Source organism: Acinetobacter sp. YH12046, from assembly GCF_013419905.1.
Taxonomy (GTDB): domain Bacteria; phylum Pseudomonadota; class Gammaproteobacteria; order Pseudomonadales; family Moraxellaceae; genus Acinetobacter.
This window is the reverse complement of record NZ_VOZF01000017.1, coordinates 1-25,868: the sequence shown is the minus strand read 5'-3', so window position 1 is coordinate 25,868 and position 25,868 is coordinate 1. Positions and strand designations below refer to the sequence as shown.

The window sequence follows — 25,868 nt, the reverse complement described above, 5'->3', positions numbered from 1 at the left end:
TTTCATTAAAAGCGCACTTCATCAACTCGCCTAAAAACTGTTAGAATATGGGGTTTTTAAAAATATTTCTAACCTGTTGCTTTGAGAGTTACTATGTCACTGGAAGCCCTGACCACTGAAGCGCTCGCTGCGATTGCAGCAGCTCAAGACCTTGCTGCACTTGATCAAGTACGAGTGCAATTTACGGGGAAAAAAAGCCAGCTCGCGGAACAATCTAAGTCGCTGGGGAAAATGGATCCTGAACAACGTAAAGCGTTTGGGGCACAAATTCATGCAGTTCGTGAAGCCATCACAAGTGCTTTGACACAACGTCAGGCTGAACTGCAAAAAGCTGCACTAGAACAAAAGCTTGCTAGTGAAACAATTGATATTACCTTGCCCGGTCGTGGCCAACAGGTGGGCAGCATCCACCCAGTGACCCAAGTACAAGAACGTATCTGTCAATTCTTTACCAAAGCAGGGTTTACAGTAGCGACTGGTCCAGAAGTTGAAGATGACTATCACAACTTCGAAGCATTGAATATTCCAGGCCATCACCCTGCACGTGCCATGCACGACACTTTCTACTTTGATGTGAACCATCTGCTACGTACCCATACTTCGGGCGTACAGATTCGTACCATGGAAACCCAGCAGCCACCAATTCGTATCGTGTGCCCAGGCCGTGTATACCGTTGTGACTCTGACCAGACACATTCACCAATGTTCCATCAGATCGAAGGCTTATACGTTGCTGAAAATACCAGCTTCGCTGAACTGAAAGGATTATTGGTAAACCTGCTAAACGAATTCTTCGAAAAAGATTTGAAAGTGCGTTTCCGTCCGTCTTATTTCCCGTTCACTGAGCCAAGTGCTGAAGTGGATATTATGGATGAGCGCGGCAAATGGTTAGAAGTTTTGGGTTGCGGTATGGTGCATCCGAATGTACTTCGCGCTGCGGGTATTGATCCAGACAAATACAAAGGCTTTGCATTTGGTTTAGGTGTAGAACGTTTTGCAATGTTGCGTTATGGCATTAATGACCTGCGTATGTTCTATCAAAACGATGTGCGTTTCTTACGCCAGTTTGCTTAAGAGATTTGATAGCCTCTTCTTATAAAGTTGAGTGGCTAAAACATATTAATTTTTAGATTTAAAAATCCCCCTAAATCCCCCTTTGTAAAAGGGGGACTTACACGAAACAAGATAGGGTGTGGGATTTCCCCTCTTTGAAAAAGAGGGGCTAGGGGAGATTAAGGAAATGAATGTATGAAAATTAGCGAAAATTGGCTGCGCACATGGGTTAACCCAGCCATCGATAGCGAAAAACTGTCTGACCAACTGACTATGCTGGGCTTGGAAGTAGATGATTTGTCTCCAGCCGCAAACCCCTTCACAGGTGTGGTTGTGGGTGAAGTCCTGACTGTCGAACAGCATCCTGATGCAGATCGCTTACGTGTAACGACTGTGAACATTGGTTCAGGTGAGCCTTTGCAAATCGTGTGTGGTGCACCTAACGTACGTGCCGGTATGAAAGCGCCTGTTGCGACCATCGGTGCAGTTCTGCCAGGCGATTTTAAAATCAAGAAAGGCAAACTGCGTGGTGTTGAATCACAAGGTATGTTATGCGGCGCTTCAGAAATCGATCTTGAAGACAAAATTGATGGTCTATTAGAGCTTCCTGCAGATGCACCAGTCGGTGTCAATGTTCGTGAATATTTAGACCTTGATGACAACGTGATTGATATCAGCATCACTCCGAACCGTGGTGACTGTTTCAGTATTCGCGGGATCGCACGTGAAATTGGTGTAATTAACCAATTGCCTGTCACTGCACCTGAAATTAAAGAAGTTGCAGCAACTCTTGCAGATGAGAAGAAAGTCGTTGTTGAAACTGAAGGTTGTGCACGTTACCTCGGTCGTGTGATCAAAAACGTCAATACCAAAGCACCAACCCCTGAGTGGATGGAACGAGCTTTAGTACGTGCCGGTATCCGTCAGCACAGTATTCTGGTCGACATCACCAACTATGTATTGATGGAACTGGGTCAACCTCTGCATGCCTTTGATGGTGGCAAGGTTCAAGGTTCAGTACATGTACGTCAAGCGACTGCAGGTGAAAAACTGGTTCTATTAAATGAACAGGAAGTTGAACTGCAAGATGATGTGATGGTAATCGCAGATGATGAAAAAGCATTAGCGATTGCAGGGATTATGGGGGGCTTGTCTTCATCGGTAACTGATGAAACTACTGAAATCTTCCTAGAATCAGCATTCTTCGCGCCATTGCATATTGCTGGCCGTGCCCGTCGTTTCGGTCTGCATACTGATGCATCTCAACGTTATGAACGTGGTGTCGATTTCGAATTGCCTATGATTGCAATGCATCGTGCATCTCAGTTGATTGCTGAGCTTGCAGGCGGTGAGTTTGGTCCAATCATTGTAGCTGAAAAACCAGAGCTATTACCAAAGCGTGAAGCGATTGAGCTAGAACAAGCGCAAGTCGATCAACTATTAGGTTATACAGTTGAATCAGATTTCATTACAGATGCTTTAACGCGTTTAGGCTGCAGCGTCACTGTAAAAGCTAAAGGTCAGTGGTCAGTGGTTCCTCCATCACACCGTTATGACATGGCAATTTACCAAGACCTGATTGAAGAAGTTGCCCGTATTCACGGTTATGACAATATTCAAATCAGCTTACCAGTCATTGATGTGAAATTGGCGAAATATGAAGATCAATTCGAACTAACTCAGCTTCGTCAAACAGCCGTGACCTTGGGTTATCAGGAAGCGATCAGCTTCAGTTTTGCTGACCTGAAACTGGAAAAACAGCTGAATCCAGCGGTGAATCCATTGGCTTTGGCGAACCCAATTTCAAGCGATTTGGCAGTGATGCGTTCAACTTTACTGTCTAGCCTGATTCCATGCGTACAGTACAATGTCAACCGTCAGCAGAACCGTGTACGTTTCTTCGAACTCGGTCTGCGTTTTGATTACCAGAATGCGGCTTCGATTCATGATCTAAAACAGATTCCAACTTTTGCCTTGATTGCCACAGGTTCACGTACACCTGAAACTTGGCATGGTAAAGCGCAGCCAATGGATTTCTTTGACTTCAAAGGTGATATTGAGGAAATTCTGGCAGCTGCGCGTCTGAATGTAGAATATGTACGTTCTGAACGTAGCTGGTTACATCCTGGTCAATCTGCTGAAATTCTAGTGAATGGTCAGTCAATTGGCTACTTAGGTCGTTTACATCCGTCGCTGGAAGATGAGCTCGATTTGGCGACGACTTGGGTCGCTGAATTAGATCAATCGGCTGTTTTGCAAACTTATGTATCTAATTTTACAGAATTATCACGTTTTCCATCGGTTCGACGTGATATTGCGCTTTTAATTAGTGATAAGATTAATGTTAGCGAAATTCAGGGACTTATCGAAAAAACAGGTGGAGAGCTTCTAGGCTCGACATGGTTGTTCGATGTGTACACTGGACAAGGAGTAGAAGAAGGGAAACGCTCACTGGCATTTGCACTTCTCTGGCAGCATCCAAGCCGTACACTGGAAGATGCTGAAATTAAATCAGGTATGGATAATATCCTTCAGGTGTTGGAAAACACTTACCAAGCGACATTGAGGGCTTCATGACAGCATTAACAAAAGCAGAAATGGCTGATCATTTAAGTGAGCTCACGAGTTTAAACCGTCGTGAAGCTAAACAAATGGTCGAGTTGTTTTTCGATGAGATTAGCCAAGCGCTAATCTCGGGCGAACAAGTAAAATTATCGGGTTTCGGTAACTTTGAGTTACGTGATAAGCGCCAACGTCCAGGCCGTAATCCGAAGACGGGTGAAGAGATTCCGATTTCTGCACGCCGTGTTGTTACGTTCCGCGCGGGGCAGAAGTTCCGTCAACGTGTGGGGAATGAGCAGATCAATTGATCTGCTTTTTTTCATTTAAAAATTTTATTTTTTTAATCTTTTATATTTCTAAACAAAAAAAGAGAGCCAAAGGCTCTCTTTTTTTGTACTGAATAATCGTAAAGATTATTGAGCAGCAGCTTCAGAAGCAGCAGTAGCTTGAGCAGCAGCGTCAGTAGCAACAGCAGCAGCAGCATCAGCTTCAGCAACAGCAGCAGCGTCAGAAGCAGCAACTTCAGAAGTAGCTTCTACAGCAGCAGCGTCAGCAGCAGCTTCAGCTTCAGAAGCAGCTTCTACAGCTTCAGATGCAGCTTGGTTAGCGTCAGCAGCAGCGTCGTCAGCTTTTTTAGCACAACCAACGAAAGCTAAAGTAGTAGCAACTGCAGCAGCAATAGCGATTTTTTTGAATAACATGGCATCACTCTCTAAAAAATTGAGATTAAAAAAAACCAAAGTCAGGCTGTAATATGCTTTTATTATTCCTAATAGTGTTAGGGACTAACAACGCAGGAGCAGTCTAACTGGTCTGCAAATATGCTATCACTGCGCATTTTTAATTGCTACTAGGGGAGCATCAAAAACAGCGAAAAAACGATAAAAATTAAGGGTTTTTTAACAGAAAATAACAATTAATTGAAAGATATAGATTGGAGAAAGGCTTATTAAGCTTATAAAAATTATACAGTTATTTATTTGTTTATTTTAATAATCAAAAACTTAAAAATAAGTTTACAGATATCTCATTACATTGTTTCATTGTGTAACATGCGTCAACCATAAAAAAAGGCCACCTTGAATGGTGACCTTTCCGATAATTTTAGTTCGATGCTTTGCGTTTCATTTGATCAAAGAAATCATCATTGGTCTTGGTTTCTTTCATGCGGTCAAGCAAGAATTCCATCGCGACCAGTTCATCTTGGGTATGCAGAAGTTTACGTAGAATCCAGACTTTACGAAGTTTGTCTTCGGACATTAAACGTTCTTCACGACGCGTACCGGATTTCTTAATATTCATCGCAGGGAAGACGCGTTTTTCCGCAATACGGCGATCTAGCGTGATTTCCTGGTTACCTGTACCTTTGAATTCTTCGTAAATGACTTCATCCATTTTACTGCCGGTTTCAATCAGTGCAGTAGAAATGATAGTAAGAGAACCGCCTTCTTCGATATTACGTGCCGCACCGAAGAAACGTTTTGGACGTTCAAGTGCATGTGCATCTACACCACCAGTTAATACCTTACCTGATGAAGGAATCACAGTGTTATATGCACGTGCCAGACGGGTAATCGAATCCAGCAGAATCACCACATCTTTCTTGTGTTCAACTAAACGTTTGGCTTTTTCAATCACCATCTCAGCCACTTGAACGTGACGGGCAGGTGATTCATCAAAGGTAGAAGCGACCACTTCACCGCGAACGGTACGTTCCATTTCGGTGACTTCTTCAGGACGTTCATCAATCAGAAGGACAATCAGGAAACATTCAGGGTTATTACGAACAATCGATTGCGCGATGTTCTGTAATAGCATGGTTTTACCAGCTTTCGGTGGTGCAACGATAATTGAACGTTGACCTTTACCAATTGGTGCCACCAGATCGACGACACGTGCAGTTAAATCTTCAGTCGTACCATTACCAAGTTCCATCACTAATTGTTCAGTAGGGAACAATGGAGTTAAGTTTTCGAACAAGATCTTGTTACGTGAATTTTCCGGGGTATCGTAGTTAATCTGATTGACTTTCAGCAAAGCAAAATAACGCTCACCTTCTTTAGGCGGACGAATGGTTCCCGTAATGGTGTCACCGGTACGCAGGTTAAAGCGGCGAATTTGTGATGGGCTGACATAGATATCGTCAGGACCTGCCAAATAAGAGCCTGCTGCAGAGCGTAAGAAGCCAAAACCATCTGACAAAATTTCTAGAACGCCATCACCAAAAATCTCTTCACCATTCATCGCATGGCGTTTTAAGATGGCAAAAATAATGTCTTGCTTACGGTTACGAGCCATACCTTCAAGGCCCATAAACTCGGCAATCTTGATGAGTTCGCCAATCGGTTTTTTCTTGAGTTCGGTTAAATTCATAGGTGGTCAGATAGAATCAAAGTTCTAAGGTATAGGTTAGAAAGGGAGTAACATTCGGCCGCATATAAGCATTCAAACGAAAGCAATTGAATTTGCACAAGAACAATTCAGAGGTCTGTTTGATTGTTTCAAAGAGAAATGTGAAAACAATTTCTATTGCCGAGCGGCATGTTATGTAATGTGTCTTGTAAGAAACTGACAGGATTTAGCATCCTTTATCTCTTGAAGTTGAAATATAAGAGAGAAACAGGTTTTTGTCAATTTATAGACGAAAAAAATACGCAACCTTTGGTCGCGTATTTTTACTATAGCATTTTATGCTTAGATGTTTTGATCAATAAATGCAGTCAATTTAGATTTTGGTGCTGCACCGACTTGAGTCGCTACGACTTCACCATTTTTAAACATCAATAAAGCTGGAATGTTGCGGATATTGAAATTCACAGCAGTTTGTTCGCAAGATGTTACGTCAACTTTGACAATTTTCACTTTGCCTTGATATTCATCAGCCAATACTTCAAGTACAGGGGCAATAGCTTTACATGGCGCACACCAGCCAGCCCAGAAATCAACCAGTACAGGAACGTCTGATTGAAGAACGTCTGCTTCGAAGTTTGCGTCAGTAGTGTTTACGATGTTGCCAGACATGGAGTGCTCCAGAATTAATTTTATAAAGATAACTATAATTATTAGTATTACATAGCCATCTTTAACAATGTAGAGGAATCTGTAAATTTTCAAGCTTTAATGTTGTTTTGTCTAATGGATGATCACGATAGTCACCATCGCCTCATACAATTGTCCTATAAATGAAAAAAATAATTACGCGAAATTGTCCTGACAAATGGCTTTTAAATTGCATGGTTGTGAATTACTCTAAGCACAATTCTTAAAAGGTTTATTTCTAGAATGTCTGATTTTTTGATTGATGAAGAATTACTCGCAGCCATCGATATGGGATCAAACAGTTTTCATTTGGCGATTGCCCGGGTGGATCATGGCGAAGTGAAAAAAGTCGCATCAATGTCAGAAAAGGTTCAACTTGCTGCGGGACTGGATGAAAATAAAAATTTGACTGAAGCCGCACAGCAGCGCGGTTTGGCTTGTCTGGCCCGTTTTGTCGGACGCTTGGGATCGGTACAACCGAACCGTTTACGGATTGTGGCAACGAATGCTTTGCGTCAGGCCAAAAATGGTCATGAATTTATTCAGAAAGCAGCTGAAATTTTACCAAAACCGATTGAAATTATTGCTGGTCGCGAAGAAGCGCGTCTAATTTATCTCGGTGTGTCACATACCATGGCCAATACTGGCCGTCGTCTGGTGGTAGATATCGGTGGGGGTTCGACTGAACTGATTATTGGGGAAGAATTCGAACCCATTCATACCGAATCTGTGCAGATGGGATGTGTGACTTTTACCAAGAAATTCTTTGCTGATGGTGAAATCACCCATAAAGCATTTGATAAGGCAGTGACTGCGGCACGTAAAGAAATTTCAGGCATTGCCAATACTTATAAATCTGCCGGTTGGGATGCAGTCGTTGGTTCGAGTGGTACGATCAAAGCCTGTCGTCAGATCTGTGTCAATATGGGCTGGAGCAATGATAAAGAACAGCTCACCCGTGAAGGTCTGGAAAAACTTAAAGATAAATTATTCAAATATAAGCATGTTTCGGACATGGAGTTTGAAGGTCTGAAAGATGACCGTCGTGCAGTTTTACCTGCAGGAATTGCCATTTTATATGCAGTATTTGATGTACTGAATATCCCACATCTGGTCTATTCAGATGGCGCATTGCGTGAAGGCGTGATGTATGACCTCTTGGGTCGTTTCAAGCATGAAGATATCCGTGATCGTTCTGTTCATGCCTTAATTGGTCGTTATAATGCCGATGCCAAACAGGCCGAACGTGTAGTGCAGACTGCGCAAAAACTGTTTGATGATGTGGCTGGTGATCTCGGCCTGTATAGTGAAGACAGTGATTTACTCCGTCGCGCTGCTTATTTGCATGAAATTGGTTTAGCGATCAGTCATAGTGGTTATCACCGCCACGGTGCCTATTTATTGCAACATTCTGACATTGCCGGTTTTTCGCAGGTAGATCAGAATTATTTGTCACATTTGGTCGCACACCATCGTCGTAAATTGCGCGCTGATGCCAAGCATGATGTGATGAAAGTCGGTGGAACTAAACTTTTACAGCTGTGTTTGCTGTTGCGTCTGGCGGTTTTGGTCAATCACAGTCGTAGTGATGAGATGCTTCCTGCCATTGAACTCAAGGTCAAGAATGCGCAACAATGGCAGCTCAGCATTTCTGGTGATGCCAAACAATGGCCATTACTGATTGCTGAACTGCATGATGAACAGGTGCAGTTTAAAAATTGGGAGATCGAGCTCTCGGTTCAATCTGAACAATTTGTTAATTAATACCTTTATAGGGATGAAAACGGTTGACCTATGAAAAATAAAGCTACCCCATCAAAAGCATGGACGACAGTACAGATTGCTCGTCATCCGGAACGTCCACAATTTCTGGACTACGTAGGTGAAATATTCACCGAATTTGATGCTTTACATGGCGACCGTCTCTATGGTGATGATGGCGCAATGATCGGTGGTCTGGCACGTTTTGATGGACAACCGGTGATGATCGTGGGTCAGCACCGTGGTCGTAGTACCCGTGAAAAATTGCAGCATAATTTTGGGATGAGTAACCCGGAAGGTTACCGTAAAGCTCAGCGTCTGCTGGATATGGCGGAACGTTTTAATCTGCCAGTCTTTACCTTTATTGATACCATGGGTGCATACCCGGGTGTAGGTGCAGAAGAGCGTGGTCAGGCTGAAGCGATTGCTTCTTCATTGGCACAACTTTCTAATCTGAAAGTGCCTGTAATTGCCACTGTTCTGGGTGAAGGCGGTTCAGGTGGTGCGCTCGGGATTGGCGTGGCGGACCGTGTAGTGATGCTTTCTCACAGTATTTATTCAGTGATTTCACCAGAAGGTTGTGCATCTATTCTGTGGAAAACCGCAGAAAAAGCGGAACAAGCCAGTGAAGCTTTGGCATTGACTGCTGAAAAATTACAGAAGATGGGCATTGTTGAATACGTTGTTGATGAAGGTGAAGGTGCACATCTGGATCCGGACGAGGTCATGTACCAACTGAAAGCAGTCCTGAAAGAAGCTTTAAATGAACTGCAAGCAATGGAACCACAAGCACGATGCGAAGCACGTTACCAACGTTTAATGAAGTTTGGCAGCGACAATTTAGGTCTGGCATCTTAAAGCAACTGCAGGAATTTTCTGCAGAAAAAAAATTTCTAATCGGATGCAGTGGCGGCGTAGATTCTATGCTGTTGCTACATCTGATGTTTTTTTTGTGTCCGGAAAAAATCCGCGCGATTTATGTTGATCATCAATTACAAAGTATCAGCAATGAATGGGGCGCTTTTGTCCAGCAACAGTGTCAGCAACTAAATATTCCTTGCATCATTCAGCCTGTCCATGTTGCCAGCGGCAATCTGGAATCACAGGCTCGCCAATCACGGTATCAAGCTTATTTACGGCATCTTCGGCCCAATGAAATTCTGGTCTTGGCTCACCATCAGCAGGATCAGGCAGAAACTTTGATGTTGCGCTTACTTTCTGGTGCAGGGATTGATGGTCTGGCTGCCATGAAAGCGATCGATATACGGACAGATTTAACCATCTGGCGGCCACTGCTGGATATTTCTCGTGAGCAGATTTGCCAATGGGCAGCAGATTTAAATATCCAGAATATTGAAGATCCGACCAATCAGGATACTCATTATGACCGTGCCTGGGCACGTCAGGTGCTGTGGCCAGTCTTAAGTCATCGCTATCCGAAAATGCAGTCTGCCTTGGCTCGTACCAGTGAACTGATGCAGGATGCACAAAACATTCTGCAAGAAGTATTAGAGCAGGATCTCAAACTCTGTGGTAACGCCGAAATTCTCGATCTATCTTCATTCTCAAGTTTATCCAAAGCACGGCAGCGTCAGTTACTCTCGGTCTGGATGAAAGGTGAGGGACAATATCGTCCCTCTCTGGACATGGTTGAGCGTGTACAGGCTGAAGTAATTGGAGCGAAACCAGATGCTCAAGCAGCGCTACATTGGTCGGGCTATTACTATGTGCGTTATCAGCAGCAGTTGCATCGACTAAAAGCTGAAGTTTATCTGGCTGATCAACAGCTAAACGTAGCTGAACAGCAGATCATTTTACAGAATAAAGATCAGGTTCATCTTCCTTCCGGTCAATTCAGGATTCAAAGGGCTGAGATAGGATTATCTCCCACTTTATTAGGACAACCCTTGTATTTACGGCAACGGAAGGGGGGTGAAAAAATCCATCTCTATGGACGGGTGGGACACTGGCCGCTCAAAAAAGCTATTCAGGAAGCGCAAATATTTCCCTGGACTCGGCATACTATTCAAATATTAAGCACAGATAATGTTATGCTAGGCGTGTTTACACCTAAAGGATTTTGGTTAGCTCAATCTGCATATTGTGAAGCAGGGGGATGGCTACCCATTTCGGTTTCTTCAACTTTAGAATTCAACGACGAGCATTAAACATGAGTGCAGCTTTAAATTGTAATATTAGTTTTATTGGTGGCGGTAATATGGCTCAAGCCTTGATTGGCGGGCTGATTTCGCAGGGGTTGCCAGCAACGCGTATTACAGTTTCTGATCCGGTTGAGAAAGTACGCTCACTTCTTGCAGAAAAAGAAGTCAATGTCACCGATGATAATATTGCTGCTATTAAAGATGCGGATATCGTCCTGTTTGCAGTCAAACCACAGGTTTTAGCTGGTGTGTTAAAACCACTTCAAGGTTTACTTGATGGCAAGCTGGTGATTTCAATTGTTGCGGGTGCCGAGATTGCAACACTATCTGCGCTATTGGGTACTGATCGTATTGTCCGTGTGATGCCGAATACACCCGCATTGGTACAGACTGGTGCACATGGTTTATTTGCCAATGCAGAAGTTGGTAATGATGACCGTGAGCTGGCGAGTCAGGTTTTGGCTTCTACCGGTCTGACAATTTGGGTAAACTCAGAAGCTCAGATTGATGCCGTAACTGCAGTCTCTGGTTCAGGACCTGCTTACTTCTTCTATATGATGGAAAGCATGATTCGTGCAGGCAAGAATTTAGGTCTGGATGAAAAAGTAGCTACTGCATTGACATTGCAAACTGCTTTGGGGGCAGCGCAAATGGCGATCACCAGTTCGAATACACCGGCAGAGCTACGTAAGAATGTAACATCTCCGAATGGTACAACTCAGGCGGCATTGGAAGTGTTTGATCGCGCGCAGATTTCTCAGAATATTCAGGCAGCGCTTGCTGCTGCGCAAAAACGTAGTCAGGAACTGGCCCAAGAGCTCAGTGACAATAGCAAATAATCTATCAGTTTAATTTTTAGGAACGTTCAAGTATGGGTGCAAATTCTGCGCTAATTTTTGGCATTATCATTAACGTCGCGATTTTGCTCGTATTCTTCCGCTTTTTAATGCAATTAGCCGCGGTGAGTCCTTATAATCCTGTCGTTCTATCTACTGTCAAAGCGACTAAAATTGTAGATGTGTTTGGGCGTATTTTTCCAACTGCAGGTAAAGGCCGGGTGAATACTGCTGCACTGGCACTTTTGGTCGTGCTGTATTTGCTGAAAATTTTTGGCATCATGTATTTGTCTGGGGGAATGCCAAATGGTCCAATCCATTTGCTTATTCTAACCTTCGTTACCATGATGCAGGATTTGATCCGTTTCTGTCGTTACCTGATTTTTGCAACGATTATTTTGAGCTGGGTGGTGATGTTTACGCAATCCCGTTCACCTTATATTGAGGTAGTTCAGGAACTTGCAGAACCATTATTGGCACCGTTCCGTCGTATCATGCCGAATATGGGAATGATCGATCTGTCTCCAATTCTGGCAATTTTGGCATTGATCGTAATTGAAATGATTATGAATCAGGTGGCAATTGTGTTGCTAACCGGTCTTTAATCAGACCCTAAAGAAAAAGGACGCTTAGGCGTCCTTTTTTATTTCAAGAAAATTCCCTCTCCTTGTAGGAGAGGGTTAGGGTGAGGTCTATAAATTTAAATAACCTCTATCCCAACCTTCCTCCTAAAAGGAGGAAGGAGCTTTAGTATTAATGCGCTTCATCCCAGTTCATGCCTTTACCGACTTCCACGACCAAAGGCACAGAGATTTCAATCACAGATTGCATCACTTCGGCCAGTTGAGGAGCCAGTTCATCTGCAATCGCTTCATCGACTTCAAATACCAATTCATCGTGCACTTGTAGCAGCATTTTGGCCTGATCTTTAGGTAGCATTTTATCAACCTCAATCATCGCCATTTTGATAATGTCTGCAGCTGAACCTTGTAATGGTGCATTAATCGCCGCACGTTCAGCGGCTTTGCGGACCATCATGTTACGGGCATCGATATCAGGTGTGTATAAACGGCGACCTAGAATAGTTTCAACGAAGCCTTGTTCCAATGCCACCTGACGGGTACGCTGCATATATTCATAAATTCCCGGATAGCGGCGGAAATACTGTTTGATATATTCCTGTGATTCCTGACGGGTGAAACCTAACTGACGGGTCAGACCAAATTCAGACATGCCATAGAGCAGACCGAAATTCACGGCTTTGGCCTGACGACGCTGATCATTGGTCACTTCTTCAAGCGGGATACCCAGAACTTCAGCTGCGGTACGGCGATGCACATCCTGTCCATGGTTAAAGGCATCTACTAGCGCATCATCCTGAGATAAATGTGCCATCAGACGCAATTCAATCTGTGAATAATCGGCTGCGAGTAAGACACGACCTTCAGGTGCAATAAAGGCCTTACGAATCTGACGTCCGATTTCTGCACGAATGGGAATGTTTTGCAGGTTTGGATCAGTAGACGATAAACGGCCAGTGGCTGTGAGTGCCTGATGATAACTGGTATGCACACGATGGGTTTCGTTATTGGCCTGTTTGCATAGACCATCGGTATAGGTACTTTTCAGTTTAGACAGACCGCGATATTCCAAAATCAGTTCAGCAATCGGGTGTTCCAGTTTTTCCAGTACACTTTCGCTGGTACTGTACTGACCGGTAGAGGTCTTTTTACCACCTTTTAGGCCCAGTTTGTCAAACAGAACTTCACCGACCTGCTTAGGGGAGCTAACATTAAACGCTTCACCGGCTATTTCCGTGATCTGATTTTCTAGATTCTGCATGGTTTGAGCGAACTCACAACCGAGCTGATCCAGGAAAGCCAGATCCAGTCGGATGCCATTTTCTTCCATACTGGTCAGCACACGCGCTACAGGCATTTCAATATTGTACAGAATATTGACCAGTTCAGGATAAGTCTGCAGCTTTTTGCTGAGTACTTCAAACAAGCGATAAGTCACATGCGCATCTTCTGCCGCATAATGCGCTGCAGTTTCGATCTCGATTTTATTGAAAGTTTTTTGTTTGGCGCCTTTACCCGCCACCTGTTCATAAGTGGTGGTTAAGTGGCTTAAGTACAGACGAGCCACATCATCCATACCGTGGCGAGTGGCAACTGAGTTCAATACATAAGAAGCCAGCATGGTATCAAAATACCAGCCCACCAGATGAATGCCGTGATTTTCCAGAACATGCGCATCATATTTCAGATGGTGGCCAATTTTCTGAATGGCTTCATTTTCTAGAATCGGTTTGATCTGAGCCAAAATTTCTTCACGATTGAGCTGTTCTGGCGCACCTTCATAATCATGTGCTAGCGGTACGTAATAGGCATCCTGTGCATCAAAAGCCACCGAAAAACCAACAATCTGTGCAATACGATAATCCAGACTGGTGGTTTCGGTGTCAAAAGCAAAGCGTTTTTCAGTGTTTAAACGTTCAAACAGCTTACTCCAATCTTCCTGAGTCAACACAGTATGATAAGTGGCTTCTCCAAGCTGATCATTATCACTGCTCAGTGTCGCCTGCTGCTCATCGGCTTCCTGAGGTTCAGGTGCTGCTTTGGCAGTAATCGATTGGGTAGCCTGTTTATAATTACGGTTATTGGGATTATTTGGATGATCCAGTGATTGCAGCTGGTTACGGAATTCCAGTTCAGTATACAGATTACGTAAAGCTTCTACATTTGGATCCTGAAGTTTCAGGTCATCATAAGTGAAGCTTAAATCCAGATCGCAAATGATGCTGGCCAACTGATGATCCAGTGCAATGCCATCGGTATTGTCTTTAATATTCTGACCCACTTTACCTTTGATCTTGTCGACATTTTCCAGAATGCCACCAATCGAGCCATATTCATTGAGTAATTTGGCTGCAGTTTTCGCCCCAATCCCAGGCACACCCATAATACCGTCTGAGGCATCGCCCATCAGGGTCAGATAGTCAATGATCTGGTTTGGCCATACACCAAACTTTTCAAAAACCCCATCAACATCCATTGGTTTTTCTTTGAAACTGTCTTCCAGGGTCACTTTATCAGTCACCAGCTGTGCCATGTCTTTATCACCAGTCGAAATCAGCACCTGATGGCCTAAAGCTTCAGCACGTTTAGCCAGTGTACCAATAATGTCATCCGCTTCCGCACCTGGCAGCATATGCAGGGGAATGCCCAAAGCACGAATCAAGGCATGTAAGTATGGAATTTGCTGTGACAGTTCTTCCGGCATGCTCGGACGGTCACCTTTATAAATAGGTGATAGCTCGTGACGGAAAGTCGGTTCAGGCGTGTCGAAAATCACCGCCATATGGGTTGGCTGGGTACGGCGCATCAGTTTTTGAATAGCAGAAATCGCACCACGAATTGCATTGGTGTGCAGACCGGTTGACGTGGTTAATGGTGGTAGTGCATGAAAGGCACGAAATAAAAAGTAAGAGCCATCGACCAAGACAAATGGTGGCATGTAATCAATTCCTTATTCAAAAAACAGTTTTATTGTACGTGATTTTTACTGCACTCGCAGGGGCAAGTCGGTTTCTACAGCTTAGCGAATATCGGGTGAAGATGAAATAAGCAGTACAAGCTGTTGTATGATGACATGGTTAAGGAACGAGAACGAGAAGAATGACGGCAAGGCAAAATGAATTGCGTATGATCTGGCTGATTAGTCTGGTAATTGTGGGGATAAGTGCATGGTATCTGGAATTGCAGATCGTGACTTATCTCACTGGTCTGGGTTTCCTGATCAGCGTGATGCAATATATCAGTGCCATTGAAGCGCCCGTGCGGGATCTGGCTGCATCGACGCAGGTGATTGTGCCAGCCAATTCTAAAATACCGCTATATATTTCTTCTATTATCGCCATTGTCGGAGGCGTGACTGAGCTCAACTGGCTCATGGGTATTGGTATTACTGCCTGGATTTTCTTTCTATTACGCTGGCTACAGCGTTTGGAACGTAACATTGTCCAGTTGCAATCTCGTTACCGGTCAACAGATCAGGCTCATCCAGAAATCACTCAACCAGATATTCCTTTACCTATTGCTACTCAAGCAAGTCCAGATCAACCACAATTGCTGGATCAGATCCAGCAGTGGATTTTTCGAGGAAATCCGGTTCTTAAAGCTGCGATCGCGATTCTGGTCATTGGGATTATTTTATTACTCCGTTTTGCAACAGAGCACTGGCAGCTGAGCCTGGCGGTAAAATTAGGACTGGTCGCTTTATCTGCTGTTGTTGTGACCGGATTGGGTTATACCCTGATCGCTAAAAACCGCAGTTTCGGTCTGGGACTGGAAGGCTTGGGATTAGGGGCATTATTTCTGACCTTGTTCTTTGCCTATTACAATCTGGTGATTGCCACGTTGCCACTGGCAGCTCTGGTGTTCTTGGTCATTTTGGCAATTACGCTGTACTTAAGCTTGAAACAGGAAAGTATTGAGCTGGCATTCATGGCCTTATTCATTGCCTATCTAGCGCCGTTTACCTTGCCGACCCGGGATGCTTCTGCGGTTGAGTTCATCAGTTATTATTTGCTGATTAATATCGGCGTGCTGTTCCTTAGCAGTTTGCGGCCCTGGAAAATCCTGAACCAGATTGCTTTTCTGGTCACAGTCATAGTAGGTGGAATGTATAGCCTGATTCATGGTCATACATACGAACGTTATACGATGACGACTCTGATTCTGGCACATAGTGCGGTATTCATCTGGCTGGGCTTTCGTTTTAGCCAGTTACTGGCTCGGCAGGATCTTTCGCGTTTTCGTTTAAAACCGGTTCTGGATCTTGCCCTGATTTTCGCTGCACCGATTACCGCCTATATTTTCCTGTATCTGATTCATTTCAATCAGCCTGATCAAAAGCTTTGGCAAGCCGGATTTAGTCTGTTATTTGCCGGGATATTTGCAGTCTGCTGGACCTTAGTTCGCCGTCGAGAGAGTATTCAGGTCATTTCCCAAAGTTATCTCAGCCTGATGCTGATCTTTCTGGCTTTGGTTCCCCCCATTTTATTGACAGAGCAGTGGAGCGTAGTCGGTTGGGCGGTTGAAGGCGTACTGATTTATCTCTGGGCATTGGAAAAGAATATTCGGGTTGCGCATTATCTGAGTATGGGACTGCTGATCATGGCAGGCTTCAGTAGTGTTTACTATCTGATTGAGCTTAATCCCACACCGCGGGAAATTTTCTGGATTCTCAGCTTCTGTTATGTCGCTGTCGTCTTCCTGAGTCAGCTTAAAGCCAAATATCGCCAGCAGCTGAATAGTTTAAGTATCAGTTTTCTGAGCATTCTCAGTTTTGCTGGAATTTTGATGTTGTTTGCCTTGCTTGAAGATGAGTTCGCTCATGAGCAGGCCTATATTTATAGTTTATTCAGTCTTGCACTGGGTTATACGGTTCTAAGTGAGATCATTCAGCGCAAGCATCAGGAATGGTGCTGGTTATTACCGAAATGGAGCGGTCTTACGCCATTGGTGATCATTGCGATTTTGCTGGCTGTTGATCATAGCGAAAATGGGATTCTGGTCTGGCCAAGTGCTTTAGAGCGTGGAATCTTTGCACTTTCATCATTATTGCTGGCTGCCTTATGGTTAAGACCGGTGAAAGGGATTGATTTATCCAAAGAGTGGATGAGCTTTGGGGTATTTGCCAGCCTGGCTTTGGCTAGTGTATGCCTAATACCGAGCATGCCTTATCTGAGTATGGTAATTTTTCCTCTGGTGTTCTGGTTCTGGTGTTACCGACAAAAAGAAAATTCAGAGTGGCGCTTACTCTGGCAGAGTAAAAACTGCTTAGTGTTAATGGGAGCTTGGTTAATATGCTCACAGCTGTTTAACCAGCAAGCTTTCCAATATTACTGGTTACCTCTATTCAATCCATTTGATCTGATCAGTCTGGCCATGCTTGCCAGTTTCCTGTGGATGCTGTTGCAGCAGATTCGGGCAGGACACGATCGCGGGATGATGTCGGTACTGATGGTACTAAGCCTGTTATGGCTGTCGAGCTATATTGTATTACGGGCCTTACATATCTATCTGCAAACACCATTCAATAGCCTGGAATTGTGGAGTAATGCCACAGTACAGTTAAGCCTGACGATTCTTTGGGTATTGCTGGCCTGGGCGACTATGTGGACGGCTACGCTAAAAAGGCTTAAACCGATGTGGATTTTAGGAGGCAGTATTCTGGTAATCGTCAGCTTGAAGCTGGTGTTATTCGACTTATCTCATACCGGTACACTGACACGTGTGATTTCATTCTTGCTGGCCGGTGGGGTCATGCTACTGATTGCGTATATAGCACCAATGCCGGATGGGGAGAAAAGGGTTTGAATCTAAATTACTCGATTTGAGCGTTAATTTAATCTCCCCAAACCCTGAACGAGCTTAAAGCACTGCTTTAAGCGATATGTAAAAGAAAGACAGGCTTTTTATGACAGTTCCTCCCTTAGTAAAGGGAGGTGAGGAGTGATTTAGAAAAAGTTATTTTAAATCCGGCTCTCTCTTCAGCTCCTTCTCATTGGCATATTGATCAACGTCTTCATTTTCCAGTGGGCGAGCCAGTGGATGATCAACAAAGCCCATTTTCGGTACCGGAATTTCAATCTGGTTATCGAGAAAGCCATTTCGGATTCGTTCCTGCATTTCATCACGGACTTTCAGATAATTTTCCTGCTGGCACCAGATCGCAAACAAAAGTTCAATCGAAGATTCACGGAAGGCGGTGACTGTGACTGCAGGCTTTGGATCGGCCAGAACCAGTGGATATTTATTGGCAACATCAAGCAGTACTTCACGCACCTTGATGATGTCTTCATGGAAATTAATAGCCAAGGTAATCGGAATACGCCGGATCGGAAACTTGGACAGGTTATGTACCGGAGCCCGAATCAGCTGTTCGTTCGGCAAACGTACATAGATATTGTCTTGGGTAAGCAGTTTAACCGAGAGCAGATCAATCGAAATCACTTCACCTTCAACGGTATGTCCACGAATCAGTGTAATCTGAATGGTATCACCGACCTCAAAAGATCCTTCACCGATCAGGAAGATACCGCTGATCAAGTTTGACGCTGAAGTCTGAGAAGCGAAACCCAGTGCGACGGTTAAAATACCCGCTGCACCAAGGAAAACACTGAGTTTAAAACCAGCTTCCTTCAAACTTGCCATCACAAACAGCAGGAAAATAAAGTAGAAAATCCCGCGGCGCCAGACCATTTGCTGATGCGCATTAAAGCGTATACCAATAGTACGGATAAAAGCATTCGAAAAAAAACGTGCGATCAGGAAACCAATAAAACACAGCACAACCGCGACGACGATTTCAGTCAGGCGATCGGTATTAATATTGGTAAATACTCCCTTGAGACTGTTGGTGACTTCGGTTGGAATATTCGAATTTGGCATCACACGCTCTTAGAAAAATGAATCAAACATATTAAATAAATTTCCCGCCGGATCACGCGGTGGGTGTAAATAATCCACTTCACCCGCATTGGGCGGGGTACGGTTTTCCACCCGGATCCGGGGTGGGCGATCCAGACCTTCATGCAAAACCTTAATCTGCGAGGTCCACAGACGTTCAGTGCTGGCACTATAAAAGAGAGGCAATGCAGGTACTGGAACATTCATCCGATCGAAACGCAGTTGCTGCTGACTGGTATTATGAAACTCAATCGGGGTCACAGCACGGAATGCACGAGGACGTAATTGTTGCAATTCAGTCCGGCCATCGACTGCGGTAGCATAGCAAATTTCACCGGAACGGTGATTTGGCCCAAACCAGGTATCTTTCGGTAAAATCACTGGAAGATCAAAAATCGGTTCACGTTGACCTTCGACAAAACCGGCAATCCATAGCGGGGTGCTGATATAGAGCGTTCCACGTTGTCCAGCCGGAATATAAATCGGATCAACCGGTTTAATTACTACGGAGCGATTCGCCAGACGAGGCATAAGCTGTAACTTGCTTTGGGTAGATTTGAACATATAGCGTTCAATTTTCACCGGGGTCGGGAATGCAAATAGTGGATCACTAATCTGATGCCATTGCTGTTCATAATCGTACTGCACCGTCGGACGATAATATTCCAGTCGCCATTCTTGCAAGCCTCGGGTCAAACGAAACAGCAGAGAGCCAAATTGCCAGGCCTTGGACTCGTTAATTTCAAAACTTTGCTCTCCCCACCATTGAATTCTGGGAGACTGCAGGTTCAATTCCTCTTGATCTTGGGGCAATGTTGGCATCCTTTCTTGCTAAATCTTTGAAAACATACTTCACGCTGTCATATGCTTAGAGTACACTCAATTTAAATTTTTTCATCATTATTATAATCTGCGATGCAAGTACTGAAACAATTACAAATCCCGTATAGCTTTGCGAAACGTCATGGTGTGCTATTGCGTTACGAGGGAGATCAGGCTTTTATTGTCCGTCGTGACAATACATCTATGCTTGCATTACAGGAAGCACGCCGTTTGCTGGGTCATCCGGCTCAGTATCAACATTGTACAGAACAAGAATTCAATCAGTTACTCAGTTCCAGTTTTGCTGGTGATAGCGGTGAGTCACAGCAGGTGGCGGCTGGTCTGGAAGATCACCCGGATTTATTAAGTCTTGCCGATTCAGTTCCTGAAGCTGAAGACCTGATGGATCAGGAGGATGATGCGCCTATTGTCCGTCTGATCAATGCCTTGTTGTCTGAAGCAATCCGGGTTGGAGCTTCAGATATTCATGTGGAATCTTTCGAAAAACGACTTTCCGTACGCTTGCGTGTCGATGGGCAGTTGCGTGAAATTGTGCAGCCACGTCGTGAGCTGGCGCCATTACTGGTATCACGGATCAAGGTCATGGCCAAGCTGGACATTGCAGAAAAACGTATTCCTCAGGATGGACGTATTTCCTTGCGTCTGGCAGGGCGTGAAGTCGATGTCCGTGTTTCAACCTTGCCATCCTCTTATGGGGAGCGGGTGGTGATGCGATTGCTAGACAAACAGGCTGGCCGTCTAAATATGACTCATCTGGGCTTGATGAATAACGATTATGATCGACTCAAGACCCTGGTGCATCGTCCTCATGGCATTATTCTGGTGACTGGACCTACCGGATCGGGTAAGACCACTACCTTATATGCAGCACTTTCTGATCTAAATGATGGTTCCAAAAATATCCTGACGGCTGAAGATCCGGTGGAATATCAGTTAGAAGGGATTGGTCAGACTCAGGTAAATACCAAAGTCGACATGACCTTTGCTCGTGCTTTAAAAGCCATGTTGCGTCAGGATCCGGATGTGGTGATGGTCGGTGAGATTCGTGATCTGGAAACCGCAGAAATTGCAGTTCAGGCATCATTGACTGGTCACCTGGTATTATCAACACTACATACCAATACTGCGATTGGTGCAGTGACCCGTTTAAAAGACATGGGAATTGAGCCATTCTTGCTATCCAGCTCCTTAATTGGGGTAGTTGCTCAGCGTCTGGTACGTACCTTATGTCCGCATTGTGCGACCTGGAAGGATGCGGATGCATTTGAAAAGAATCTGTTTGAACATATTGAGCATCCACAGGATTTAAGATTACCTCAACCGCACGGTTGTGAACGGTGTGGTAATACCGGCTTTAGTGGACGTACCGCCATTTATGAAATTGTACCGGTTGATGAGCATATGCGCCGTCTGATTCATGGTAATGCGGCTGAATATGAGCTGGAAACCTATGCACGTCAGCAATCTGGTTCAATTCGCGATGATGGTTTACGTAAAGTACTGGCTGGAAAAACCACGATTGAAGAAGTTTTGCGTGTAACCAATGAGGCGGCAGAGTAAATTTTTATTCGATGGGATAGGAAGGCACAGTTTTCTTAAGTAAATATCTCAAGTGATCATTTTTCTATGAAATAGCACAAAGTAATTTTGATTAAAATTTTATAAGAATAATCAGCTCTATCCTGAAATGACTTCTGATTTTTCAGGATAGAGAGTGGAATGCTTATGTAGACTTAGGTGATGACATTCAAAGTAACATCAATATTGTTTCGGGTTGCATTTGAATAAGGACAAACGATGTGTGCGGCATCGACCAGCTTTTGAGCTTCGTCCTGTTCCATTCCTTCTAAATGAATATTTAAAGTCACTTCAATGCCAAAACCGGTAGGAATCGGACCAATGCCAACTTCACCTTCAATATAGGCATCTTTGCTAATATTGATTTTATCCCGGTTGGCAACAAACTTCATGGCACCTAAAAAACAGGCTGAATAACCTGCAGCGAACAATTGTTCAGGATTGGTCCCGCCACCTGGGCCACCCATTTCCTTGGGCACTGCCAGTTTCACATCCAGAATCTGATCGTCAGAGGTTGCACGGCCATCTCGACCGCCTGTAGCTTTGGCACGTGCGGTATATACTGCTTTTTCTAATGACATGAGAGTATTTCCTGCTTGTTCTTTTATGGAACTTCTATGCTCCATAATTTCTAGGGAAGAATAAGCAGGGATTTTGTTAATTTATGCAAGCGAATGAGAATGCGGTAAAAAGTCTGACTTAAGAGAACTTTAGTAGCTTGCGATGCTGCATGAGTGGCATAGACTCACGCACTTTGGCCTGCCCAGTCAAATCAAAATCAACCGTAATAATCTGTGCGCCTTCCGCATGCACCATATCGAGAAGTTGACCACGGCTGTTTGTGGCAGCGGCATGTCCCCAAGTTTGACGTTTTTCACCATGCCAACCCTGTTGTGCAGCACCGAGAACTGTGCATTGGGTATCCATAGCACGTGCTTGCAATAATAATTGCCAGTGCATTTGGCCAGTGGTGTAAGTAAAGGCAGATGGCGCAGTTAAAATATTCGCGCCATGGGCACGTAAATGAAGCGCAAGTTCAGGAAAACGCAGGTCATAGCAGACCATCATACCGATATTGCCAAAAGGTGTTTTCGCAACAACAACATCGGTACCTGGTTCAAAAAATTGGGATTCCTGATAGCCACCAACAGCATCACCGACCTGTACATCAAAGAGGTGAATCTTGTCATAGCGGGCTTCAGTTTTTTCTGGGCTAATACACAAGCTAACGGTACGAACCCTGTCATCTTCAATAATCGAACCATCAGGACGATAAGGACAGGGTAATGTCCCTGCGATAATCCAGATCTGATATTGATGCGCTAGTTGTTCCAGACGTTGTTGAATGCTCTCGAACTGAGCAGCGGTTTCGCGCTGCTTACCAGCAGCAAAACAGACGAAATTTTCAGGAAAGACAATAAGCTCAGCACCTTTTGCTTTACTTTGTTGAATTAATGATTCGATGGTCATGAAATTTTGCTCAATTTCATTCTGGGAATTCATCTGTGCAACAGAAAGTAAAGTCATAGGGATTCCTTATTGTGTGTTCATACCTTTTGTTCAGACACTTGATCTAGATTATCTTGTTCTTTTTGCAACTGTTTGACCAAGGGCTCAAACATATTCTGGTTGCTCTGATTTAACCGCATTAAAGTCTTGTGTGCATCCAGAACAGTTTTCAGCATTGCTTGATGCGTCACATGTTCTTCCATCAGTTTACGCGTACATACATTTGAATCACCGCAGTAATCCAAAATGACAAAGACCTGCCCCAAGCCCATACTGTTGGCCAGAGTCGTGATATCAGAGTTAGTCGACAACATCACCGCCTGGATCTTATGGAGCTGCTTAAGTTTAAGTCCTAATTTTGCTAGGACACCCAGTACAGTGCTGTCAATAAAGCTGGTTTCAGTCAGATCAACAATTGCGCCAACAACGTTGTCCTGCTGCTCAAGTTTGTTCAGTAATTTGTCTAGACTAATACAAGATTGGGCCCGCACTTCGCCGATAAGCTTAAAAATATGCGTTCCATTCAAGCTTGCATATTCAACATGACCTGTTGACATATAAATGCCATTTGCAGAGAAGGATATTAAATTATCCCATAGGGTCTACGGATACTCAAGTAGCTGAAAGTCGCAATCAAATTAAGTGCTTATAAAGCTTGTGATTATACTGCTATTTCACTCTTATAAAGCTGAGAATGGCAATATCGTCGGCAACATGTTCGGGTGCCTCGAAGGATTCGTTCTGTAAGTGATGCAATAATTGGGAAAATTGTTCATTCAGACCGCCGTTAAACGGCTCCAATGCTCCATCTGAACAGATAATAAATCGTGCATTGCGGCTGAGGATATATTCATTTTCTTCTACCTCAAGGTCTTCAGTGAGGCCAAGAGGAAAGCTGCTGGATGACAGGATTTTAGGTTCCTGATTCGGTTCAAAGATAATCGGAGGAGGGTAGTGGCCAGCACTGGACCATTTCAAGACATGGGTTTCCAGGTTCAGAATTCCGGCTATCATGGTGATATGTTTTTCAATATTTTCCTGAACCAGCATCCCGTTCAGCTTCTTGATCAGCTCACGAGGCGTTTTCGAACGTCCATGAAAGGCTGCCATCCAGGATGTTAATAAACTGCTGGTAACGCCATGACCAGAAACATCTGCCAGATAGAAAATGACTTCTTTATCGCTGATTTTCCAGTAATCATACCAATCGCCAGATAGATAGGCAGAAGGCTGAAAATAGGTTTCAACCGCATAATTGGTTAATTCAATTTCATTCGGTAGCAAACGTTTTTGTAGCTCTGCTGCTGAAGGAAGATCACGACTATCCTGATTACGCTTATATTGCGCATCGATTTTTTGTAATGCGATATCGGGTTGTTCAGGCAGTTTATCCCAGATCCAGCCTGCCAAAGCACCTTGTTCCCAAGCTTGTGCCAAGGCTGTTCCTTCATTTTCCAGCGCTAATACGACAGTCGGAAGGTTCCACTTATATTTCAGATAATCATGTACATCTGCAATGGCAATAATCGTCGCATCGTACAACTCGTGATCTTCCAGCTTGATTACTTGAACGTGCGGAAGCTTCTCAAGCACTTGATCTAAATAAGGAATATCACGGGTAGGTTGAATGAAATACATAGACAGGTAGTTCGATCCTAGGATGAGTTATAAGATGTACTATAACAAGCAAATGATTGCTAGCGAACGGTTTTCGCTAGCAAATCATCATTGAGCTTAGGTTTCAAAGGTCATCACTAGAAGATTCAGTCTCATTTTCATCGAAAGATTCATCTTCAAGATTTTCATCATCGAAGTCATCTTCAAGGAATAAAGATTCCTGTTCCAGACCTTTTTTCTGGGCGATCATATAATTGGTGCGTTGCAAATAAATATCGCGAATTTGTGCATAACGATCACCTGTTAACACACCTTCAATATCAAGTAATTCTGCACGATTATCAATTGCACGCCAGAATTGATCACCCCAATACAAGCCTTCATCATCTTCAAGAATATATTTCTGTGGACGGGTCTGGCTATCGACTGCCATACCGAAAGTATCACGCACAGAACTTGGGCCTAGGAACGGTAACATCACATAAGGACCGGAAGGTACACCGTAATAACCTAGCGTAATCCCGAACTTTTCATCTTCATGATCCAGTCCCAGACGACGGGCTGGGTCTGCCAGACCTAAAGTAGTTAAGGTATTAATGGTAAAACGGCCCAAAGATTTTGCTGCACGAGCAGGACGGCCCTGAATCAACTGGTTTACCGCATTCCATGGTTCACCTAAATTGCTACGGAACTGGGTATAGCTGCCACGCACATCTTGAGGAACCTTTTCCTGATACTGAACCGCAATGGGGCGAACAACTGCCTGATCGATTGCATCATTAAATTGATACACCTTTCTATTCCAGCCCTGGAAAGGATCTTTAACTTCTTCAGCCTGTGCAGCACTAGCATCGACTTTTAGCTGGGTTTGCAGGTGACTCACTTTAGAAGATATTTTTTCTCTGAGTGGAACCGTAGCAGTAGTAGAAGATTCAGTTTCTATTTCAGTCTGTTCAGCCTGAGTAGTGTCTTCAGCAAAAATTAATGGGCTAGAGGCCAAAGAAAATAAGCATAAAGATAAATAAATAGAGCGATGCATAAGGAAACCCCAAAGCCTTGTTCTGAGTATAGTGGCGTTGTTTAACCCGGAATAATAAACTGTATTACTAGGAATAGGCGTAATTTAAGCAAAATTGTATAATAAATGAATAAAAACTTCATAAAAGGCTAAAAATTAGACATGCGGTAAGATTTATTTGAAAAAGGTGTTGCAAGCCCTCTGAAATGCTGTAGAATGCACATCCATCGGCGGTGATGAAGATTAAAACTTCTGATAAAACAGTAACTTAGCGTGAAATGGTTAAGTTGGGTTTTAGAAAGAAAGTTTAAAAATAATTTTCATTACTGGTTGACTTTCTAGAGATAGAGAGTAATATAGCCGACCTAGCTTGCTACTGACGAAGTAGCAAGAAGATCATTAAGAGATTATG

Annotated in this window: 21 protein-coding genes; 10 read left to right on the top strand and 11 right to left on the bottom strand. The window is 43.9% G+C overall.

Going from position 1 to position 25,868, the window contains the following annotated elements:
• Positions 1-93 precede the first annotated feature (93 nt).
• The 3 genes from pheS to FTU03_RS10575 all read left to right on the top strand — a co-directional run bounded on the left by pheS (position 94) and on the right by FTU03_RS10575 (position 3,923).
• A complete protein-coding gene (gene pheS / locus FTU03_RS10585) occupies positions 94-1,074 on the top strand; it encodes a phenylalanine--tRNA ligase subunit alpha (protein WP_034703065.1) in 981 nt (326 codons plus the stop codon).
• 174 nt (positions 1,075-1,248) lie between these two features.
• On the top strand, positions 1,249-3,630 hold the full coding sequence (gene pheT, locus FTU03_RS10580) for a phenylalanine--tRNA ligase subunit beta (protein WP_179992971.1): 2,382 nt from the start codon (positions 1,249-1,251) through the stop codon (positions 3,628-3,630).
• On the top strand, positions 3,627-3,923 hold the full coding sequence (locus FTU03_RS10575) for an integration host factor subunit alpha (protein WP_004783565.1): 297 nt from the start codon (positions 3,627-3,629) through the stop codon (positions 3,921-3,923). Before pheT ends, FTU03_RS10575 begins: the two co-directional genes overlap by 4 nt.
• Positions 3,924-4,028: 105 nt before the next feature.
• Here FTU03_RS10575 and FTU03_RS10570 read toward each other — a convergent pair whose 3' ends face one another.
• From FTU03_RS10570 to trxA, 3 genes are all read right to left on the bottom strand, one after another.
• On the bottom strand, positions 4,029-4,316 hold the full coding sequence (locus tag FTU03_RS10570) for a hypothetical protein (RefSeq protein ID WP_179992970.1): 288 nt from the start codon (positions 4,314-4,316) through the stop codon (positions 4,029-4,031).
• Positions 4,317-4,719: 403 nt separating this feature from the next.
• A complete protein-coding gene (gene rho / locus FTU03_RS10565) occupies positions 4,720-5,988 on the bottom strand; it encodes a transcription termination factor Rho (protein WP_004783562.1) in 1,269 nt (422 codons plus the stop codon).
• A gap of 321 nt (positions 5,989-6,309) precedes the next feature.
• Positions 6,310-6,636 carry a thioredoxin gene (trxA, locus tag FTU03_RS10560; RefSeq protein WP_005233946.1) on the bottom strand — a complete coding sequence of 109 codons (327 nt, stop codon included), beginning with the start codon at positions 6,634-6,636 and terminating at the stop codon, positions 6,310-6,312.
• Positions 6,637-6,897: 261 nt separating this feature from the next.
• Here trxA and ppx point away from each other — a divergent pair, with 261 nt between their 5' ends.
• Genes ppx through FTU03_RS10535 form a run of 5 tightly spaced genes read left to right on the top strand, consistent with a single transcriptional unit; the run spans position 6,898 to position 12,018 of the window.
• A complete protein-coding gene (ppx, locus tag FTU03_RS10555; protein ID WP_179992969.1) occupies positions 6,898-8,418 on the top strand; it encodes an exopolyphosphatase in 1,521 nt (506 codons plus the stop codon).
• A gap of 30 nt (positions 8,419-8,448) precedes the next feature.
• Complete coding sequence (locus FTU03_RS10550; protein ID WP_004783557.1) at positions 8,449-9,273, top strand: acetyl-CoA carboxylase carboxyltransferase subunit alpha; 825 nt, start codon at positions 8,449-8,451, stop codon at positions 9,271-9,273.
• Positions 9,210-10,583, top strand: coding sequence for a tRNA lysidine(34) synthetase TilS (tilS, locus tag FTU03_RS10545; RefSeq protein ID WP_179992968.1), 1,374 nt, complete (start codon positions 9,210-9,212; stop codon positions 10,581-10,583). Before FTU03_RS10550 ends, tilS begins: the two co-directional genes overlap by 64 nt.
• Positions 10,584-10,585: 2 nt before the next feature.
• On the top strand, positions 10,586-11,416 hold the full coding sequence (gene proC, locus FTU03_RS10540) for a pyrroline-5-carboxylate reductase (RefSeq protein ID WP_004783553.1): 831 nt from the start codon (positions 10,586-10,588) through the stop codon (positions 11,414-11,416).
• A 32-nt stretch (positions 11,417-11,448) separates the two neighbouring features.
• Positions 11,449-12,018 (top strand): YggT family protein, encoded by a 570-nt coding sequence (locus tag FTU03_RS10535; protein WP_004783550.1) that lies wholly within the window; start codon positions 11,449-11,451, stop codon positions 12,016-12,018.
• A 148-nt stretch (positions 12,019-12,166) separates the two neighbouring features.
• Here the strand turns inward: FTU03_RS10535 and polA are convergent, their stop codons facing one another.
• Positions 12,167-14,932 carry a DNA polymerase I gene (polA, locus tag FTU03_RS10530; protein ID WP_179992967.1) on the bottom strand — a complete coding sequence of 922 codons (2,766 nt, stop codon included), beginning with the start codon at positions 14,930-14,932 and terminating at the stop codon, positions 12,167-12,169.
• 161 nt (positions 14,933-15,093) lie between these two features.
• Between polA and FTU03_RS10525 the strand changes: the two genes are divergently transcribed.
• Entirely contained in the window at positions 15,094-17,799 is a 2,706-nt protein-coding gene (locus FTU03_RS10525; protein ID WP_179992966.1) for a DUF2339 domain-containing protein, read from the top strand.
• A gap of 150 nt (positions 17,800-17,949) precedes the next feature.
• Here the strand turns inward: FTU03_RS10525 and FTU03_RS10520 are convergent, their stop codons facing one another.
• The gene (locus tag FTU03_RS10520; protein ID WP_004783545.1) at positions 17,950-18,873 is read right to left on the bottom strand and encodes a mechanosensitive ion channel family protein; all 924 of its coding nucleotides are present in this window, start codon (positions 18,871-18,873) and stop codon (positions 17,950-17,952) included.
• 9 nt (positions 18,874-18,882) lie between these two features.
• A complete protein-coding gene (locus FTU03_RS10515) occupies positions 18,883-19,713 on the bottom strand; it encodes a hypothetical protein (RefSeq protein ID WP_179992965.1) in 831 nt (276 codons plus the stop codon).
• A gap of 93 nt (positions 19,714-19,806) precedes the next feature.
• Here FTU03_RS10515 and gspE point away from each other — a divergent pair, with 93 nt between their 5' ends.
• Entirely contained in the window at positions 19,807-21,294 is a 1,488-nt protein-coding gene (gspE, locus tag FTU03_RS10510; RefSeq protein ID WP_004783540.1) for a type II secretion system ATPase GspE, read from the top strand.
• A gap of 173 nt (positions 21,295-21,467) precedes the next feature.
• Here gspE and FTU03_RS10505 read toward each other — a convergent pair whose 3' ends face one another.
• The 5 genes from FTU03_RS10505 to FTU03_RS10485 all read right to left on the bottom strand — a co-directional run bounded on the left by FTU03_RS10505 (position 21,468) and on the right by FTU03_RS10485 (position 25,477).
• Complete coding sequence (locus tag FTU03_RS10505) at positions 21,468-21,893, bottom strand: organic hydroperoxide resistance protein (protein WP_004783539.1); 426 nt, start codon at positions 21,891-21,893, stop codon at positions 21,468-21,470.
• A gap of 118 nt (positions 21,894-22,011) precedes the next feature.
• Positions 22,012-22,839, bottom strand: a complete 828-nt coding sequence (locus FTU03_RS10500; protein ID WP_179992964.1) for a carbon-nitrogen hydrolase family protein — start codon at positions 22,837-22,839, stop codon at positions 22,012-22,014.
• 20 nt (positions 22,840-22,859) lie between these two features.
• Positions 22,860-23,378 (bottom strand): anti-anti-sigma factor GigB, encoded by a 519-nt coding sequence (gene gigB / locus FTU03_RS10495; protein WP_004783532.1) that lies wholly within the window; start codon positions 23,376-23,378, stop codon positions 22,860-22,862.
• Positions 23,379-23,490: 112 nt separating this feature from the next.
• Entirely contained in the window at positions 23,491-24,459 is a 969-nt protein-coding gene (gigA, locus tag FTU03_RS10490; protein ID WP_159123042.1) for an RsbU family protein phosphatase GigA, read from the bottom strand.
• A 103-nt stretch (positions 24,460-24,562) separates the two neighbouring features.
• The gene (locus FTU03_RS10485; protein ID WP_159123041.1) at positions 24,563-25,477 is read right to left on the bottom strand and encodes a VacJ family lipoprotein; all 915 of its coding nucleotides are present in this window, start codon (positions 25,475-25,477) and stop codon (positions 24,563-24,565) included.
• Positions 25,478-25,868: the final 391 nt, after the last annotated feature.

What these genes read in the sequence shown, in the direction of transcription:
- pheS (WP_034703065.1), top strand. Translation starts at nt 94, where the DNA reads ATGTCACTGGAAGCCCTGACCACTGAAGCGCTCGCTGCGATTGCAGCA.
- pheT (WP_179992971.1), top strand. Translation starts at nt 1,249, where the DNA reads ATGAAAATTAGCGAAAATTGGCTGCGCACATGGGTTAACCCAGCCATC.
- FTU03_RS10575 (WP_004783565.1), top strand. Translation starts at nt 3,627, where the DNA reads ATGACAGCATTAACAAAAGCAGAAATGGCTGATCATTTAAGTGAGCTC.
- FTU03_RS10570 (WP_179992970.1), bottom strand. Translation starts at nt 4,316, where the DNA reads ATGTTATTCAAAAAAATCGCTATTGCTGCTGCAGTTGCTACTACTTTA.
- rho (WP_004783562.1), bottom strand. Translation starts at nt 5,988, where the DNA reads ATGAATTTAACCGAACTCAAGAAAAAACCGATTGGCGAACTCATCAAG.
- trxA (WP_005233946.1), bottom strand. Translation starts at nt 6,636, where the DNA reads ATGTCTGGCAACATCGTAAACACTACTGACGCAAACTTCGAAGCAGAC.
- ppx (WP_179992969.1), top strand. Translation starts at nt 6,898, where the DNA reads ATGTCTGATTTTTTGATTGATGAAGAATTACTCGCAGCCATCGATATG.
- FTU03_RS10550 (WP_004783557.1), top strand. Translation starts at nt 8,449, where the DNA reads ATGAAAAATAAAGCTACCCCATCAAAAGCATGGACGACAGTACAGATT.
- tilS (WP_179992968.1), top strand. Translation starts at nt 9,210, where the DNA reads ATGCGAAGCACGTTACCAACGTTTAATGAAGTTTGGCAGCGACAATTT.
- proC (WP_004783553.1), top strand. Translation starts at nt 10,586, where the DNA reads ATGAGTGCAGCTTTAAATTGTAATATTAGTTTTATTGGTGGCGGTAAT.
- FTU03_RS10535 (WP_004783550.1), top strand. Translation starts at nt 11,449, where the DNA reads ATGGGTGCAAATTCTGCGCTAATTTTTGGCATTATCATTAACGTCGCG.
- polA (WP_179992967.1), bottom strand. Translation starts at nt 14,932, where the DNA reads ATGCCACCATTTGTCTTGGTCGATGGCTCTTACTTTTTATTTCGTGCC.
- FTU03_RS10525 (WP_179992966.1), top strand. Translation starts at nt 15,094, where the DNA reads ATGACGGCAAGGCAAAATGAATTGCGTATGATCTGGCTGATTAGTCTG.
- FTU03_RS10520 (WP_004783545.1), bottom strand. Translation starts at nt 18,873, where the DNA reads ATGCCAAATTCGAATATTCCAACCGAAGTCACCAACAGTCTCAAGGGA.
- FTU03_RS10515 (WP_179992965.1), bottom strand. Translation starts at nt 19,713, where the DNA reads ATGCCAACATTGCCCCAAGATCAAGAGGAATTGAACCTGCAGTCTCCC.
- gspE (WP_004783540.1), top strand. Translation starts at nt 19,807, where the DNA reads ATGCAAGTACTGAAACAATTACAAATCCCGTATAGCTTTGCGAAACGT.
- FTU03_RS10505 (WP_004783539.1), bottom strand. Translation starts at nt 21,893, where the DNA reads ATGTCATTAGAAAAAGCAGTATATACCGCACGTGCCAAAGCTACAGGC.
- FTU03_RS10500 (WP_179992964.1), bottom strand. Translation starts at nt 22,839, where the DNA reads ATGACTTTACTTTCTGTTGCACAGATGAATTCCCAGAATGAAATTGAG.
- gigB (WP_004783532.1), bottom strand. Translation starts at nt 23,378, where the DNA reads ATGTCAACAGGTCATGTTGAATATGCAAGCTTGAATGGAACGCATATT.
- gigA (WP_159123042.1), bottom strand. Translation starts at nt 24,459, where the DNA reads ATGTATTTCATTCAACCTACCCGTGATATTCCTTATTTAGATCAAGTG.
- FTU03_RS10485 (WP_159123041.1), bottom strand. Translation starts at nt 25,477, where the DNA reads ATGCATCGCTCTATTTATTTATCTTTATGCTTATTTTCTTTGGCCTCT.